The following is a 16,278-nucleotide window of genomic DNA, read 5'->3' on the forward strand; positions in this document are numbered from 1 at the left end:
GTGTCGCGAACACGGACCTTCACAACACGGCCTAGTCGCGGGTGAGCTTGCGGTGGGTCACCCGGTGCGGCCTGGCCGCCTCGGCGCCCAGCCGCTCGATCTTGTTCTTCTCGTAGCCCTCGAAGTTGCCCTCGAACCAGAACCACTTCGACGGGTTCTCGTCGGTGCCCTCCCACGCCAGGATGTGGGTGCAGGTCCGGTCGAGGAACCACCGGTCGTGGGAGATGACCACGGCGCAGCCGGGGAACTGCTCGAGCGCGTTCTCCAGCGACCCCAGGGTCTCGACGTCGAGGTCGTTGGTCGGCTCGTCGAGCAGGACCAGGTTGCCGCCCTGCTTGAGCGTGAGCGCCAGGTTGAGCCGGTTGCGCTCGCCGCCGGACAGCACGCCCGCGGGCTTCTGCTGGTCCGGGCCCTTGAAGCCGAAGGCGCTGACGTAGGCGCGCGAGGGCATCTCGACCTGGCCGACCTTGATGTGGTCGAGGCCGTCGGAGACGATCTCGAACACGGTCTTCTTCGAGTCGATGTTGGCCCGGTTCTGGTCGACGTAGCTCAGCAGCACCGTCTCGCCCACCTTGACCACGCCCTCGTCCGGCTCCTCGAGGCCGACGATGGTCTTGAACAAGGTGGTCTTGCCGACGCCGTTGGGGCCGATGACGCCGATGATGCCGTTGCGGGGCAGCGTGAACGACAGCCCGTCGATGAGCACCCGGTCGCCGAAGCCCTTCTTGAGCTTCTCGACGTCGACCACGACGCTGCCCAGCCGCGGGCCCGGCGGAATCTGGATCTCCTCGAAGTCGAGCTTGCGGAACTTGTCCGCCTCGGCCGCCATCTCCTCGTAGCGCTCCAGGCGGGAGCGGGACTTGGTCTGGCGGGCCTTGGCGTTCGACCGCACCCAGGCCAGCTCGTCCTTGAGCCGCCGCTGCAGCTTCTGGTCCTTCTTGCCCTGGACGGCCAGGCGCTCGGCCTTCTTCTCCAGGTAGGTGGAGTAGTTGCCCTCGTAGGCGTGGGTCCGGCCGCGGTCGATCTCCAGGATCCACTCGGCCAGGTTGTCCAGGAAGTACCGGTCGTGTGTGACGGCGAGGACAGCGCCCGCGTACGCGGCGAGGTGCTGCTCCAACCAGAGCACGCTCTCGGCGTCCAAGTGGTTGGTGGGCTCGTCGAGCAGCAGCAGGTCGGGCTTGCTCAACAGCAGCTTGCACAGCGCCACGCGGCGGCGCTCACCACCGGAGAGGAGCTTGACATCGGCGTCCGGCGGCGGGCAGCGCAGGGCGTCCATCGCCTGCTCGAGCTGGGACTCGAGGTCCCAGGCGTCGGCGTGGTCGAGTTCCTCCTGGAGCCTGCCCATCTCCTCCATGAGCTCGTCGGAGTAGTCGGTCGCCATCAGCTCGGCGATCTCGTTGAACCGGTCGAGCTTGACCTGGGTCTCCCCGAACGCCTCCTGGACGTTGCCCAGGACGTCCTTCTCCTCGTTCAGCGGCGGCTCCTGCTGCAGGATGCCCACCGTGTAGCCGGGGGTCAGGAAGGCCTCGCCGTTGTTCGGCGTGTCCAACCCCGCCATGATCTTGAGGACGCTCGACTTGCCCGCGCCGTTGGGGCCCACGACACCGATCTTGGCACCCGGGTAGAAGGAGATGTAGACGTCATCCAGGATGACCTTGTCCCCGTGCGCCTTGCGCACCTTCTTCATGGTGTAGATGAACTCGGCCATGACCGCGATCGTAGAGTGGCGGGTCGGGCGGTGTGAGCGCGACCGGGGGCAAACGGGCCCGCCGAAGCCCGTCAGCCGCCCCCGCGTCCGCTGCTCAGTGGTCGCGCAGGGCGCTGACCAGTTCTTCCTTGCGCATCGTCGACCGGCCCTCGATCCCTATTTCCGCGGCGCGCTTGCGCAAGTCGTCCACGGTCCAGTCCTCATACGAGCCCGAGTGCCCGCCCTTGGCCGCGACCTTCCCGCGTCCGCGGTTGGCGGAGGCGTTGGCGATGCGGGCGGCCTTCTCCTTGGACGCACCGTCGTCGCGGAGCGCTTCGTAGGTCCGCTCGTCCTTGATGCTGGGGTTGGGCACAGCACACCTCCTTGGCTCGGGTACGCCTCGGGTGCCCGTGCCGGGACCAGGCCAAACACCACGTCACGCCGCCGTCAGGAGGGGGGCGCCCGCCGGGTCGCCGTCCGGCTGCCCCGCCCGCTCCTCGGCGGAGCGGAAGCGCAGGTTTCGGCCGATGGACTCGGCCCGCACCTCCAGGCGTTGGCGCTTGTGCCCCTCGTGCTCGTACTCCCGGTGGCGGAGCCTGCCGTGCACGATCACCGGGTCGTCGCGGCGCAGCGCGGCGGCCACGCTGTCGCCGAGCCGGTCCCAGCACTCGACGTCGAGGTACATGGGGTCGACGTCGACCCAGGTCGCGGTGTCGCGGTCGTAGCGGCGGTCCTTGGTCACCATGCGGAAGCGGGTGAGGCGGGAGTCGGCCTCGTAGCGCCGGTGGGTCAGCTCGCCCACGATCCAGCCGGTCAGGGTCACCATCGTCTCGTGCATCGTTCGCTCCGTCTCGTCGTTCCGGTGCTGGTAGGACCAACGGTGCCGGTCGCCGCGACGGCGATCCAGGGGGAGCTCGGATCTGTGGATGGTTCCGGGAGCTGTGGACAACTAGCGCTTGTCGCGCGCCATTTGTCGGAGCATGGCGTTATAAGCGTCCAGCTCGTCGGAGTCGCCCTCGTCGACCCGCCGGTCGGAGCGCTTGGCGTCCCGGGCGTCGGCCCGCGACCACTGCACGAGCAGGGCGATGAGGACCAGCAGCAGCGGGATCTCGCCGGAGGCCCAGGCGATGCCGCCGCCGAGGCGCTGGTCGGCCAGCAGGTCGGTGGTCCACGGCAGCCCGAGGGAGCGGTAGAACTGCTGGCCGATGATCGAGTCCATGCCCATGAGGATCACGCCGAAGAAGGCGTGGAAGGGCATGGAGGCGAACACCAGCCCGAGCCTGCCCAGGTGCGGCAGCCGGTTCGGGGCCGGGTCGACACCGATCACCGGCCAGTAGAAGACGTACCCGACCAGCAGGAAGTGCGCGTTCATCAGCAGGTGCGCCCAGTGCTGCTCCAGCGCGGAGTCGAACAGGCCGGACAGGTAGAGGCCGTAGAACGAGCCGACGAACAGCACCAGGGCCACGAACGGGTTGGTCAGCAGCCGCGAGACCGGCGAGTGCACGGCGGCCAGCAGCCACTCGCGCGGCCCGGGCGGGTTGTCGCGGCCCGCGACCGGCAGCGCGCGCAGCGCCAGCGTCACCGGGGCGCCCAGGACCAGCAGGACCGGGGCCAGCATCGACAGCATCATGTGCGTTTCCATGTGCACGCTGAACATGGCGGGCGAGTACCGGCCGAACCCGGACGAGGTGGCGACCAGGATGACCAGGCAGCCCGCCATCCAGGCGACGGTCCTGCCCACCGGCCAGGTGATGCCCTTGGCCCGCAGCTTGAGCAGCCCGCGCAGGTAGAGGACCGCCATGACCAGGGCGGCCGTGCCGAAGACCAGGTCGAACCGCCAGTCGAACAGCAGCCGCGGCAGCGACGGCGGGGCATCGATGGCGTAGCCCAGTTGCAGCTCCGTGCGCCCCGGCTGGGCGATCGCGCCCTCCGGGGGCGGGGTGCGGGCCAGGGCGCTGGCCACGCCGATCGTGACCAGCATGACCAGCACCTCGACGCCCGCCAGCCGCAGCAGCGCCCCGCGCGTCCCCTGCTCGACGACGGCGCGGACCCCGCGCTCGCGCTGGAGGTACCCGAAGACGCCGAGGACGACCAGCAGACCGGTCTTGGCGACGACGAGCAGGCCGTAGCTGGAGCTGAACAGGTCGGCGACCGGCAGCCTGACCAGGGCGTTCACCACGCCGGACGCGGCCATGACCACCCAGCAGACCAGGGCGAGCTTGGAGAACCGCGCCGCCGCGAGGCCCAGGTGCTCGGCGCGCCGCCTGCCGTGGGCGAGCAGGGCGATGAGCCCGCCGACCCACAGGGCCGCCGCGACCAGGTGGAACAGCAGGCTGTTGGTGGCCATGTCGTGCGAGCCGCCGCTCGACGAGTGCCCGGTGACAGCGACCGGCACGATGCCCACCAGCGCGACGGCGAAGAGCACCACCGTCCACCCCCAGGTCAGCACGAACCGCGCCGCCACCGCGACGACCAGCGCCAGGGCCGCGGTGACCACCCACGCCTTGGCCTGCTCCAACGTCCCGACGAGGGTGAACAGCACGTCCGCCCGCAGCACCCCGAGCACATCACGCCCCACCGCGTCGGCCGCGGTCAGCGGAACGGACGCCAACGCCCCGAAGAACCACACGACGGCCCCCCACCCCGCCATCCGCAGCGCCGCGTACCCCCCGACGTCCACCGTGCCGGAGCGCTGCGGCGGCACGAGGAACGCCGCGAAGAGCAGCCCACCCACCGCCACCACGCTGCCGACCTCGGTCATCACCCGAACGAGGGTCAACGCGTACTCGGTCGAGGGCGCGGGCGCGGGCAGTCCCGGGACCCCCACCGAAGCCCCACCCGAAAGCGTGACCACCACGACGGCCAGCACCGCCGCCAACATCCCCCCGACCAGCACCAGACCCGCGACCCCAGCCCCACCCCGCCGCGGTCGCGCGTGCACATCCTCAACAGCCACGAAACCGAGCCTAACCGCCATACCACCCCCCGCCCCCACCCCCGCTAGCTGCTGCGACCCCCACCACTCCCGTCACCCACCCGAAACATCTGGGACGGTTCCGGCGATCAGAACAGGAGGGACGGACTACTGTGCTCCCTCGGCAGTCCGCCTCCCGCCCCTGTAGCTCAGCGGATAGAGCAGGAGCCTTCTAAGCTCTTGGCCGCAGGTTCGAGTCCTGCCAGGGGCACCAAAGCCTGCTTGTGCGAACCCTCGGCCAAGGTCGGGTCTCGAGGTCAGGGCACAGCGCTCCCGGCCGCGTCGTCAGGTGCACCCGGGGAGTTCCGCGTTGACCTGGGCTTCGTCCAAGACGAGTGGGAGACCGTTGCCGGGCGCTCGATCCGCGACTGGCGAAGTGACCAACTCGCTGTCCAGGGGAAGCTAAGCGGGTTCAGTGGATCGTTGGCCCAGATGAAAGCCGAGGCCTCGGCCGTCCACCGCGGGGACCACGACAAGGGCGGGCCGTCGGGTGCTCTACCACGCTTGCGGCTGAGGTTGATCCGGTCATAAGTGACAAAGCAGGCGGACCACCCGATAGGCTGGCCTGGCCAAGATCGACTACGAATGTGGAGGGGAAGTCACCAGTGGCTGTTTCCGTGGACCTGGCCAAGCAGTTGGACAAGGCGTACGAGGAGCTGAGCGTGTCGGAGGTCCTTGACGCGCCGGTCGCCGCGTTGGCGGGGGTCAGCGAGGGCGATGCGGAGAAGTTGGCGGCTGCCTTCGGGATCAAGACCGTGCGGGACCTGGGGACCAACAAGTACTTCAAGGTGGCCGCGGCCCTGGTGGACGTGGACCAGGCCGCCAAGTAGCCCCTGGGCACTGCTGTACGGGCGGGGTGCGGGCGTGGAGTCCGCACCCCGCCGCTTTTTCCCGACACCGGCCTGAGCTGCGTCGACCGGCACGCTGTGGTCTCATCGGGCCCGAGGGGCATCTGTGACCTCCGGGAGGGTGTGCGGTCGGCGTGGAGCGGTTGTACTTGGTCCTGGCTGTGACCGGTCTCGCGGGGGCGGTGCTCGCGCTGGTCAGCCGGTCCATCCGGCGGATGCCGCTCAGTGAGCCGTTGATCGCCTTGGGGTTGGGGGTGGGCCTGGGGCCGGAGTTGTTGGGACTGCTGGAGATCGGGCCCGACTTGCGTGACCCGCTTCTGCTCGAGGGCGCGCGGGTGTTGTTGGCGGGCTCGGTGATGGCGGCCGCGCTGCGGTTCCCGGTGGCGGGGCTGGCTTCGCTGGTTCGCCCGCTGGTGTTGCTCCTGGTCGTGGTCATGCCGTTGGCGGCGCTGGCGTCCGGGGCGGCGGCGCTGCTGTTGGGGTTGCCGTTGGCGCTCGCGCTGCTTGTCGGGGCATGCCTTTCGCCGACTGATCCTGTCCTGGCCGCGTCGGTGGTGACCGGTGAGCCCGCTGAACGGGATCTGCCTGCCCGGCTTCGCCGGGTGCTGACCACTGAGAGCGGGGCGAACGACGGGTTGGCGCTGCCCCTGGTCGGGGTGGCGCTGGTGGCCGTGCTGCCCGCGACCGGGTTCGTCGACGCGGTGGTGCGGCTTGGCTGGGAGGTGGTCGGGAGCGTGGTGGTCGGGGTGGTGCTGGGCGGGGTCGCCGGGTGGGCGGTGCGGGGCGCCGTTCGGCGGCGGAGCCTGGCGCGGGGGCCGGAGCTGGTGTTCACGCTGCTGCTGGCGGTCGGGGTCCTGGGTGTCGCCCGGGTGGCGAAGACCGATGGCGTGCTGGCGGTCTTCGTGGCCGGGCTCGCCTACAACCGCTTGGTCGACCAGGACGAGCGCGGCTCGCAGGACGCCATCGACGAGGCGGTGAACCGGTACGCGGTGATCCCGCTGTTCCTCGTCCTGGGCGCGGTGCTGCCGTGGCGGGAGTGGGTCGACTTCGGGCCCGCCGCCGTGCTGTTCGTCGTCGTGGTCCTGCTGGTCCGCCGCCTGCCCTTCGTCCTGGCGCTGGCTCGGCCGTTGGGGCTGGGGTGGCGTGCGGCGGTGTTCGTGGGGTGGTTCGGTCCCGTCGGCGTCAGTGGCTTGTTCTACCTCGCCCACAGCCTGCACGAGGGGGTGGACGACCCGCGCCTGTTCGCGGCGGGGACGCTCGCCATCGCGGCCAACGTGGTCGTCTTCGGATTGACCTCGACCCCCGGCCGCAACCGCTACGCGAGGTCGCGGCCGGGGGGCTGAGGTCAGAGGGCCTGCTCGTCCTTGCGCGCCGAGGTCCGCACGGAGGCGCCGCCGAGCAGGCGAGCGGTGTTGACCAAGCCCTCCATGCTGAACGCCTGGGGGGTGTTGCCCATGTGGCGGCCGGTGGCGGTGTCGTACTCCTCGCTGAGCAGGCCGACGTCGTTGCGCAGGTCGAGCAGCTTCTCGAACAGGTCGCGGGCCTCGTCGGGGCGGCCGGTGCCGTGCAGGGCGTCGGCGAGCCAGAACGTGCACACCAGGAAGGCGCCCTCGGTGCCGGGCAGGCCGTCGACGCCGTCGTCGGCCTCGGGGCGGTAGCGGAGGACGAAGCCGTCGTCGCACAGTTCCTTGCGGATCGCGTCCACGGTGCCGTGCATCCGGGGGTCGTCCCAGGGCAGGAAGCCGACGCGGGGCAGCAGCAGCAGGGCCGCGTCGAGGCCCTGGGAGCCGTAGAACTGGGTGAAGGTGTTGCGCGCGGTGTCGAACCCCTTGGCGCAGACATCGGCGTGGATGCGGTCGCGGATCTCGCGCCACCGGTCGACCGGTCCGTCCAGGCCGTGGGCGGTGACGGTGTGCACGGCGCGGTCCATGCCCGCCCAGGCCATGACCTTGGAGTGGGTGAAGTGCCTGCGGGGGCCGCGCACCTCCCACAGGCCGTTGTCCGGGTCTTGCCAGTGCCCCTCGAGGTGGTCGAGCAGCGCCCGTTGCAGGTCCCAGGCGGTCTCGTCGGTCGGGAGGCCGGCTTCCCTGGCCAGGTGCAGGCCGTCGAGGACCTCACCCCATACGTCGAGCTGGAACTGGTCGGCGGCGCCGTTGCCGATGCGGACGGGCGAGGCGCCCTCGTAGCCGGGCAGCCACGGCAGCTCCTGCTCCGGCAGGCGGCGGCTGCCGTCGAGGCCGTACATGATCTGCAGCTTCGACGGGTCGCCCGCGACCGCGCGGACCAGCCACTCGCGCCAGGCGCGGGCCTCGTCCACGAAACCGGTGCCCAGCAGCGCCTGGAGGGTGAAGGTGGCGTCGCGCAGCCAGCAGTAGCGGTAGTCCCAGTTGCGGGGGCCGCCCCACTGCTCGGGCAGCGAGGTCGTCGCGGCCGCGACGATGCCGCCGGTCGGCGCGTAGGTCAGCGCCTTGAGCGTGACCAGCGCGCGGCGGACCGCCTCCGGCCAGGGCCCCTGGTAAGTGCACTGGCTCATCCACTCGGTCCAGAAGGACTCGGTGTCCGCGATGGCGCGCTCGGCCTCGACCGCGCGCGGCTGGGGCAGGTGGGACGCGGTGTGGGTGAGCACGAACGGCACGCGCTCCCCGGCGCGCACCATGAACTCGGCGGTGGTGGTCATGTCGTGGCCGTGCAGCGCGACGCCTGTGTGCAGCCACACCGCGTCGGGCCCGGCGATCGCGGACAGCGCCCCGTCGTGGTGGCGCACCCACGGCACGACCTTGCCGTAGTCGAACCGCAGCCGCAGGTCCATCCGCATGGGCACGCTGCCGGACACGCCCTCGACCACGCGCACCACGTCGGCGCTCGCACCGCGCGGCGGCATGCAGTCGATGACCCGGACGCTGCCGTGCGGGGTGTCCCACTCGGTCTCCAGCACCAGGGAGTCGCCCCGGTAGCGGCGGCGCGTCGCCAGCCCGCCGGAGGCGGGTGCGAGCTGCCAGCGGCCCGCCTCCTCGTCGCCCAGCAGGGCCGCGAAGCAGGCGGGCGAGTCGAACCGCGGCAGGCACAACCAGTCGACGCTGCCGTCCCGGCCGACCAGGGCGGCGGTCTGCAGGTCGCCGAGCAGGGCGTAGTCCTCGATGAGCAAGGCCATCTCAGCGGCCCCCGTCCAGCTCGATGGCCACCTTGACGTCGTCGGGCCGGGCCTCGAACGCGTCGGCGAAGGACCCCAGGGGCACCCGCCTGCTGATCATCCCCGCCAGCCAGTCCGGGTCGGCCGCGGCCAGCGCGTCGGCGGCCTGCCGGTAGTGGCGCAGGTTGGCGTTGACCGAACCCACCACCACGTCGTTCTGGAGCACCATCTCCCGGTTGACGCTGCCCGCGTCGACCTCGAGCTTGCGCCCGGCGGGTGAGACGCCGGTCAGGCACAGCACGCCGAAGGCGGCGGTGTTGCGCATCGCGGAGAACACCACCTGGCCGACGCCGGTGGCCTCGATGACCACGTCCGGCTGGAGGTGGGCGGCGACCTCGTCGACGTCCTGGTGGTGGTAGGTCGCGCCCAGCTCCTTGACCAGGTGCGGCTTGGGGCCGTCCTCGACCAGGTCGAGCACGTGCACGTCCAGCCCCTGCTGGACCCCGATCATCGCCGCGAGCAGCCCGATCGGGCCCGCACCGGTCACCAGGGCCCGCTGCGGCTCGTACCAGGCGCGCTCGCCGATCCGCCAGACCTGCTCCCACGCCTTGGCCACCACGGTGGTGGGCTCCATCAGCACGCCCACGCGCTCCAGCGTCGGGTCCAGCGCCACGGCGTAGTCGGTCTCGACGCACCACAGCTCGGCCGCGTAGCCGTCGAGCTCCTTGATGCCGCGCTCGGTGTAGCGGCCGTTGCGGCAGTTGTCGAACTCGCCTCGCGCGCACGCCCCGCACGGCACCGGGTCCGGCCGCCGCACGACGCCCACGACCAGGTCCCCCGCGGCGAAGTCGCTGTCGTCCGGCGCCGTCACGACACGGCCGAGGGACTCGTGGCCCAGCACCAGCCGCTCACCGCCCGGTGGCGCCCACCCGTACTCGGCGCCCGCGATCTCCTTGTCCGTCCCGCAGACACCGACTGCCAGCCCGCGCACGAGCAGTTCACCCGGCCGCGGCTCGGGGTCGGGCAGTTCGTCCACTCGGAGCGATCCTGCGGTTCTGGGGTCGACGGTGAGCGCACGCATGGGGCGCGGGTACCCGACATGGGCGGCGACTACGCGTTCGCCCCGGGTCGGGGTCGGTGTGGGAATCCCGGGTCGGGGTATGCGGGGGCATGTTCTTCGACTCTTGGAGTGGTCTGCTCCGCGTGCTCGTCCTCGGCCTGTGCGCCTACGTGGTGCTGGTGCTCGTGTTGCGGCTGTCGGGCAAACGGACGTTGGCGAAGATGAACGCCTTCGACCTCGTGGTGACGGTGGCGCTGGGTTCCACCCTGGCCACCATCCTGCTCAGCTCGGATGTGGCGCTGGCCGAGGGCGCGCTGGGGCTGGCGGTGCTGGTCAGCGCGCAGTTCGCCGTCGCCTGGGTGTCGGTGCGGTCGCGGGCGCTGCGCACGGCGGTGAAGTCGACGCCCTCGCTGTTGCTGTGGCAGGGGCGGTTGCGTGAAGGGGAGCTGCGCGAGCAGCGCGTCAGCCGCTCCGAGGTGTTGCAGGCGGTGCGCGCGCAGGGGTTGGGCGGGTTGGACCAGGTGGCGGCGGTCGTGCTGGAGACGGACGGTTCGTTCAGCGTCATCCCCGCGAAATCGGCCGGGGACCTGGACGCGCTCGACGACGTGCCACGGGGATGACTCACCGATCCCATCGCGACCGGCCGCGGCACGGGTGTCAGCTCATGCTGGCCACCAGGTCGCGACAGGCCTGCTCGCAGGCCCGGCACGCCTCGGCGCACACCCGGCAGTGGTCGTGCATGCCTGCGTGGACCGCGCACTCGTCGCCGCAGGACCGGCACGCCACCGCGCAGGCCTCCAGCAGCGAGCGGCTGATGTTCGCGTCATAGGCCGTGTGCCGCGAGAGGACTCGCGCGGTCGTGCCGCAGATGTCGGCGCAGTCCATGTTGGTGCGCACGCACTTGGTCAGCTCTGCCACCGAGCTCTCGCTCAGGCAGGCGTCCGCGCAGGACGTGCACGCCTCGGAGCACGCGATCAGCGCGTTGACCGTCGCGGCCAGCTTGGTCCGGTCGAGGGTGATCTCAGCCGGGTAGGCCTCGATCATCGGTTTCGTCGTCGTGGTCAACGGTGTCGCCTCCTCCGTGGGGTGTCACCGGCGGGTTCCCGTGCCGCCACCGGCGAAACACAGGACACCCACGTGGAGGAGGCCCGCGCCGGGCCGCCCCGTGGGGGCGGCCCAGCCGGGTCAGGCGCGGGTCAACTGGACGCGCAGGCCCAGGGTGTCGTCCTGGTGGGTCTGGTCCGGGGGCGCGGACTCGGTCATCTCGGCGGCGAGGACGGCCTCGGCGATCTCGGGCTGGTGCTCGCGGATGGCCTCGGCGACCTCGTCGTCGCCGGTCCACAGCAGGCGGATGCGGTCGGTGACCTCGAGGCCGGTGGACTTGCGGGAGTCCTGGAGGAAGCGGATGACCTCGCGGGCCAGGCCCGCGCGGCGCAGCTCCGGGGTGATCTCGGTGTCCAGGGCGATGGTCACGTCGCCATCGGACTGCACGACCCAGCCGGTGCGGGGGACCTCGGAGATCAGGACCTCGTCCGGGGTGATCGGGGTCGGCTCGCCGTCGACGTCGACGACGGCCTTGCCGTCGGCGCGCAGGGCGGCGACGAGGGTGGCCGGGTCGGCGGCGGCGACGGCCTTGGCCACGACCTGGGTCTGCTTGCCGAAGCGCTTGCCCAGGGCGCGGAAGTTGGCCTTGACCGCGACGTCGAGGACCTCGCCCGCGGCGCCCAGGGCCTGCAGGGAGCGGATGTTGAGCTCGTCGGCCACGTCGGCCAGCAGGTCGTCGGACAGCTCGACGCCCTCGGGCAGGGCGATCAGGGCGCGGCCCAGCGGCTGGCGGATGCGGATGTCGCTGGCCTTGCGCGCGGCGCGGCCGGACTCGGTCAGGGTGCGCGCGACGGCCATCTGGGCCAGCAGCGGCTCGTCGACCACGGCCGGGTCGGCCTCGGGCCAGGTGGCCAGGTGCACCGACTCCGGGGCGCCCGCGCCCAGGCCCGGTGCGACGACCGTCCGCCAGACCTCCTCGGTGATGAACGGCGTGAACGGCGCCATCACCCGGGTCACGACGTCCAGGCACTCGTGCAGGGTGGCCAGCGCGTCGGCCTCGCCCGCCCAGAACCGGGCGCGGGAGCGGCGGACGTACCAGTTGGACAGGTCGTCGACGAACGCGGTGATCGCCCGGCCCGCGCCCGCGGTGTCGAAGCCCGCCAGCGCGGCGTCCACGGTGGCGGCGAGCTTGTGCGCGCCCGCCAGCGCCCACCGGTCGAGCACGTGCCGCTGGGCGACCGGCCTGGCCGCGGCCGGGTCCCAGTCGGCGATCGCGGCGTAGACGGTGAAGAACGAGGCGGTGTTCCAGTAGGTCAGCAGGACCTTGCGGATGATCTCCTCGAGCGGGGTGTCGCCGATGCGCCGGGGCGACCACGGGGAGCCGGAGCAGAGCATGAACCAGCGCACCGCGTCCGCGCCGTGCTTGTCCATCAGCGGGATCGGCTCGATGATGTTGCCCAGGTGCTTGCTCATCTTGCGGCCGTCCTCGGCCATGATGTGCCCCAGGCACACCACGTTCTCGTAGGACGACTTGTCGAACACCAGCGTGCCCACGGCCATCAGCGTGTAGAACCAGCCGCGGGTCTGGTCGATGGCCTCGCAGATGTACTGCGCCGGGTAGCCGCGCTCGAACTCCTCGACGCTGCCGGGCAGGTGCGGGTAGCCCAACTGCGCGAACGGCATGGAGCCGGAGTCGAACCAGGCGTCGATGACCTCGGGGACGCGGGTCGCGGTCTCCCCGGTCTCCTTGTCGACAAAGGTGATGTCGTCGATGTACGGGCGGTGCGGGTCCAGTTCGGACAGGTCGAGACCAGCCAGCTCGCCCAGCTCCTTGCGGGAGCCGACAGGGATGACCTTGCCGCTGGGGGTGCGCCACAGCGGCAGCGGCGTGCCCCAGTACCGGGAGCGCGACAGCGCCCAGTCGATGTTGTTGTTGAGCCAGTCCCCGTAGCGCCCGTGCTTGATGTGCTCGGGGTACCAGGTGGTGGCCTCGTTCTCGCGCAGCAGCTCGTCGCGCACCTGGGTGGTGCGGATGTACCAGGAGAGCTGCGCGTAGTACATCAGCGGCGTGTGGCAGCGCCAGCAGTGCGGGTACGGGTGCTCGTACTGCTGGGCGCGGAAGAGCAGGCCGCGCTCGCGCAGGTCGTCGGTCAGCGCCGCGTCGGCGTCCTTGAAGAACACCCCGCCGACCATCGGCACCTCGTCGAGGAAGCGGCCGTTGGGACCGACCGGGTTGACCACGGGCAGCCCGTTGGCCCGGCAGACGGTGAGGTCGTCGGCGCCGAACGCGGGGGCCTGGTGGACCAGGCCGGTGCCGTCGGTGGTGGTGACGTAGTCGGCGAGCACGACGATGTGCGCGTCCGGGATGTCGACCAGGTCGAACGGGCGCTGGTAGCGCAGCCCGGCCAGCTCGCTGCCCGGGACCTCGGCCAGCACCTCGGACTCCTCGCCCAGCACCGCCACGCGCAGCGGCTCGGCGACGACGAAGGTGCCCTTGTCGTTGCGGGCGACCTGGTAGGCGACCCCCGGGTGCACCGCGACGGCGGTGTTGGAGACCAGCGTCCACGGGGTCGTGGTCCAGATCAGCAGGTCGGCCTCGTGGCCCGCGACCCCGCCGACGACCGGGAAGCGCACGTAGACCGAGGGGTCCTTGACCGTCTCGTAGCCCTGCGCGACCTCGTGGTCGGACAGCGTGGTGCCGCAGCGCGGGCAGTACGGGGCCACCCGGTAGTCCTCGGAGAGCAGGCCCTTGTCGAAGATCTGCTTGAGCGCCCACCACACGCTGTCGACGTACTCGGGGTTCATCGTCCGGTACGGGTGCTCGGTGTCGACCCAGTAGCCCATGCGCTCGGTCAGCGCCTCGAACTCGCCGACGTGGCGCTGCACCGACTCGCGGCAGCGGGCGTTGAACTCGGCGATCCCGATTTTCTCGATGTCGGGCTTGCCGCTGATCCCCAGCTCCTTCTCCACCGCCAGCTCCACCGGCAGGCCGTGGCAGTCCCAGCCCGCGCGGCGGGGGACCGAGTAGCCCTTCATGGTGCGGTAGCGGGGCAGGACGTCCTTGAAGACGCGGGCCTCGATGTGGTGGGTGCCGGGGTGGCCGTTCGCGGTGGGCGGGCCCTCGTAGAAGACCCAGCTCGGGCCGCCCGCGGTGCGCTCGAGGCTGCGCTGGAAGACGTCGTTGTCCTTCCACCAGGAGATGATCCGGCGTTCCACAGCGGGCAGGTCGACCTTGGCTGGCACCACCTGGAACGGCGTCTTGGCGGACAACGTGCACTCCTCAAACTGGCTGGTGTGGGTCCCGAGCCGGGCTCAGCGACGTCGGGCCAGGATATCCCCTGGCCGCGATCACCCCTTCGCCAGCCGCGACCTGCCCTGGCGGAACGGGCGCCGGTCGTCGAGGGGGCGGGCGGGTCGGTCGCGGCCGTCACGGTGTCCACGCCCGCGTCTGACCAGGGCCGTGAGAGCCCGCACCGAGTTCGTCAGCCGACCACGCGGGTCTTGTCGCCGTCGACGACCAGGGCTTGTCCGTCGCGCAGGGCGACGAAGAGCATCTGGTTGTCTATGTAGTACTGGACCGTGCGCTCGATCTCCGCGGACTCCGGGTGGTCCGAGCGGTAGTGCGGCGCGATGCAGTAGGGCAGCACGCCGAGGCAGTCCCAGGGGGTCGGCCCCTCGGGGTAGCCGTCCGGGACCAGGTCCGGCAGGTCGATGGCGCCGTCGATGCCCCGCAGCGTCGGCCCCAGCATGCACGGCCCCGCGCTGTACCCGGCGTAGACGATCTCGTCCCGGGCGATGAGGTCGCGCAGGACGTCGTCGGCGCCGCTGTGGGCGTACGCCCGGCGCAGCACGAACCCACTGCCGCCGCGCACGTAGACGACGTCCGCGCCCGCGAGCGCGGCGCGCACCCCGTCCGGGTCGCCGAAGTGCTCGCGCAGGTCGACCTCGAACGGCTCGAGGCCGAGGGCGGACAGCTCGTCGACCTCGCGCTTGCCCGCGACCGCGCGGTCCTCGGCGTTCTTGTAGTCGTCGGCGTTGAGGACCAGGGCGGTGCGCCTGCCCTGTCCGGGGCGCAGGAGGCCCAGCAGCGCGTCGGGCTGGTTCCCGACGCGGAACGACGAGAGGTAGAGCCGCATGAGTCCCCGTGAGGTTGGCCACCGTGTCCGCCGAATCCTACGACAACCTCTCACCGGAATGTGGCCCGATGTGAACCGCCAACGGAAACCCCTTCGCCGCGCTGGCGGGGTCGGTCACTTGGCGATGACGTAGACCAGCTCGTTGGGGATCTCGAAGCTGTCGACCGCCCACGGCTTGCCCGCGGTGTGGGCGGCCATGGCGGCGGAGTGGGTCTGGAACATGCCCTTGTTGCGGTTGCCCAGGGACTTGGTCGGGAAGGTCGCCACGATGTGCGGGGAGTCGATCGTGTCGAGCAGCTCCCAGCCCAGGCCCGCGCGCTGGCGCTCCAGGCAGGGGATGGTCTTGAGCAGGAGGGTCACGTCGGCGTGGCCGGTGACGGGGGCGGCGACCAGGTCGTGCACGGTGGCCTCGTGGTCGACGCCGAGCAGGGACAGGACGGCGTCGATGAACGCCATCTGCCGGGTGTCGATGTCGGAGGCCAGGTAGCGCACGTGCGCGGGGAGCCCCATGGAGCGGATGGTGAGCGGGTTGAGCCCACAGGCCAGGTCGCGCACGGTCGCGGGCTCGGGGACGCGGGCAAGGATCTCCCGGTAGAACTCGGCCAGGTGCGGGAGCCGCTCCCGGGTCGAGGCGTGCACCCGCACAGCGGCGTCGATGGCGGCGTCCTCGTCACCGCTCTCGGCCGCGGCGGCGATCTTGCGGAGGGCGCCGGGGTAGTTGGGGGCGCTACCGGGCAGGTAGGCCCCGTAGATCTCGTGCAGCGCCCGCTTGGCCCGCTTGGCGGCGTCGGCCACGTTCCCACCGGAGGACACCAGCGCCTTGGCCGCCGTCCGGCGCACGGTCTCCTCCGCGACCACCGCGTAGCGCTTGCTACCCGCCACCACGGACACGACGGCGGCCAGCTTCGGATCATCCTCGGACATGCCACCGAGCCTATTGGCACCCGCAGCGGACTCCCACCAGCGCGGGGCCAACTCGTTCGGACTAGGCACACCGCCAAGCCCAAGAGCAGCCGTGCCCCGGCCCCCGCACCACAACCCCCACCGCCCCGCGCGACACCAAACCCCACCACACCACCGGGGGCGGCCCTCAGCCCATCCTACCGGCTTCACCCGTTCGGCACGCTGAAGTCGATCATGCCTGTGGACAACTCCACCGGGGCCCAATGCCGCTTACTTAGCCCAGCGTGTGGGCTGTGGGGATCGTGCGTGGTGATGGTGGCCGCGGAGATCGAGGCGTGGAAGCGTTCCGAACGCGAGAACACCGCACGACCGTGCCTGTCGATCACACCCTGGTTCGGGTCCTCGAGCAGGGGCGGCAGAACCGAGCCCATCCAGTCGCCTCACCCACCAACCCCGTGCGCGAGGCAACCGAGCAAGCCGACACCGACCGGACCCC

13 protein-coding genes and 1 tRNA gene are annotated in these 16,278 nt (G+C 71.2%); 4 read left to right on the forward strand and 10 right to left on the reverse strand.

Features of this window, described 5'->3' with window-relative positions; all coding sequences use genetic code 11:
* Nucleotides 1-31: 31 nt before the first annotated feature.
* The 4 genes from ettA to GCL84_RS24020 form a co-directional block, all read right to left on the reverse strand.
* On the reverse strand, nt 32-1,708 hold the full coding sequence (gene ettA / locus GCL84_RS24005; protein ID WP_156757805.1) for an energy-dependent translational throttle protein EttA: 1,677 nt from the start codon (nt 1,706-1,708) through the stop codon (nt 32-34).
* A gap of 94 nt (nt 1,709-1,802) precedes the next feature.
* Nucleotides 1,803-2,060 carry a DUF7218 family protein gene (locus tag GCL84_RS24010; protein ID WP_156757806.1) on the reverse strand — a complete coding sequence of 86 codons (258 nt, stop codon included), beginning with the start codon at nt 2,058-2,060 and terminating at the stop codon, nt 1,803-1,805.
* A 63-nt stretch (nt 2,061-2,123) separates the two neighbouring features.
* Entirely contained in the window at nt 2,124-2,525 is a 402-nt protein-coding gene (locus GCL84_RS24015; RefSeq protein WP_156757807.1) for a single-stranded DNA-binding protein, read from the reverse strand.
* A 111-nt stretch (nt 2,526-2,636) separates the two neighbouring features.
* A complete protein-coding gene (locus tag GCL84_RS24020; RefSeq protein WP_235926661.1) occupies nt 2,637-4,568 on the reverse strand; it encodes a cytochrome c oxidase assembly protein in 1,932 nt (643 codons plus the stop codon).
* A 231-nt stretch (nt 4,569-4,799) separates the two neighbouring features.
* Between GCL84_RS24020 and GCL84_RS24025 the strand changes: the two genes are divergently transcribed.
* The 3 genes from GCL84_RS24025 (at nt 4,800) to GCL84_RS24035 (ending at nt 6,852) form a co-directional block, all read left to right on the forward strand.
* Nucleotides 4,800-4,875: transfer RNA gene (locus GCL84_RS24025), tRNA-Arg, on the forward strand.
* Between the two features lie 391 nt (nt 4,876-5,266).
* Nucleotides 5,267-5,491, forward strand: coding sequence for a hypothetical protein (locus tag GCL84_RS24030; protein ID WP_156757809.1), 225 nt, complete (start codon nt 5,267-5,269; stop codon nt 5,489-5,491).
* Between the two features lie 152 nt (nt 5,492-5,643).
* Nucleotides 5,644-6,852: a cation:proton antiporter domain-containing protein gene (locus GCL84_RS24035; protein ID WP_156757810.1), complete on the forward strand. Its 1,209-nt coding sequence runs from the start codon at nt 5,644-5,646 to the stop codon at nt 6,850-6,852.
* 2 nt (nt 6,853-6,854) lie between these two features.
* On the opposite strand, the gene GCL84_RS24040 is transcribed toward GCL84_RS24035, so the two are convergent.
* Both GCL84_RS24040 and GCL84_RS24045 read right to left on the reverse strand, forming a co-directional pair.
* On the reverse strand, nt 6,855-8,660 hold the full coding sequence (locus GCL84_RS24040) for a glycoside hydrolase family 15 protein (RefSeq protein WP_156757811.1): 1,806 nt from the start codon (nt 8,658-8,660) through the stop codon (nt 6,855-6,857).
* Nucleotide 8,661: 1 nt separating this feature from the next.
* On the reverse strand, nt 8,662-9,675 hold the full coding sequence (locus GCL84_RS24045; protein ID WP_235926655.1) for a glucose 1-dehydrogenase: 1,014 nt from the start codon (nt 9,673-9,675) through the stop codon (nt 8,662-8,664).
* Between the two features lie 134 nt (nt 9,676-9,809).
* On the opposite strand from GCL84_RS24045, the gene GCL84_RS24050 reads away from it, so the two are divergent.
* On the forward strand, nt 9,810-10,319 hold the full coding sequence (locus GCL84_RS24050) for a DUF421 domain-containing protein (RefSeq protein WP_156757813.1): 510 nt from the start codon (nt 9,810-9,812) through the stop codon (nt 10,317-10,319).
* A 37-nt stretch (nt 10,320-10,356) separates the two neighbouring features.
* Here GCL84_RS24050 and GCL84_RS24055 read toward each other — a convergent pair whose 3' ends face one another.
* The 4 genes from GCL84_RS24055 to GCL84_RS24070 all read right to left on the reverse strand — a co-directional run bounded on the left by GCL84_RS24055 (nt 10,357) and on the right by GCL84_RS24070 (nt 15,803).
* Entirely contained in the window at nt 10,357-10,764 is a 408-nt protein-coding gene (locus GCL84_RS24055; protein WP_156757814.1) for a four-helix bundle copper-binding protein, read from the reverse strand.
* A gap of 120 nt (nt 10,765-10,884) precedes the next feature.
* A complete protein-coding gene (ileS, locus tag GCL84_RS24060; protein WP_156757815.1) occupies nt 10,885-14,013 on the reverse strand; it encodes an isoleucine--tRNA ligase in 3,129 nt (1,042 codons plus the stop codon).
* Between the two features lie 212 nt (nt 14,014-14,225).
* Nucleotides 14,226-14,879 carry a Type 1 glutamine amidotransferase-like domain-containing protein gene (locus GCL84_RS24065; protein WP_156757816.1) on the reverse strand — a complete coding sequence of 218 codons (654 nt, stop codon included), beginning with the start codon at nt 14,877-14,879 and terminating at the stop codon, nt 14,226-14,228.
* Nucleotides 14,880-14,993: 114 nt separating this feature from the next.
* Nucleotides 14,994-15,803 carry a class I SAM-dependent methyltransferase gene (locus GCL84_RS24070; protein WP_156757817.1) on the reverse strand — a complete coding sequence of 270 codons (810 nt, stop codon included), beginning with the start codon at nt 15,801-15,803 and terminating at the stop codon, nt 14,994-14,996.
* Nucleotides 15,804-16,278: the final 475 nt, after the last annotated feature.

Origin of the sequence: Actinokineospora pegani, assembly GCF_009745975.1 — a bacterium.
Taxonomy (GTDB): Bacteria; Actinomycetota; Actinomycetes; order Mycobacteriales; family Pseudonocardiaceae; genus Actinokineospora; species Actinokineospora pegani.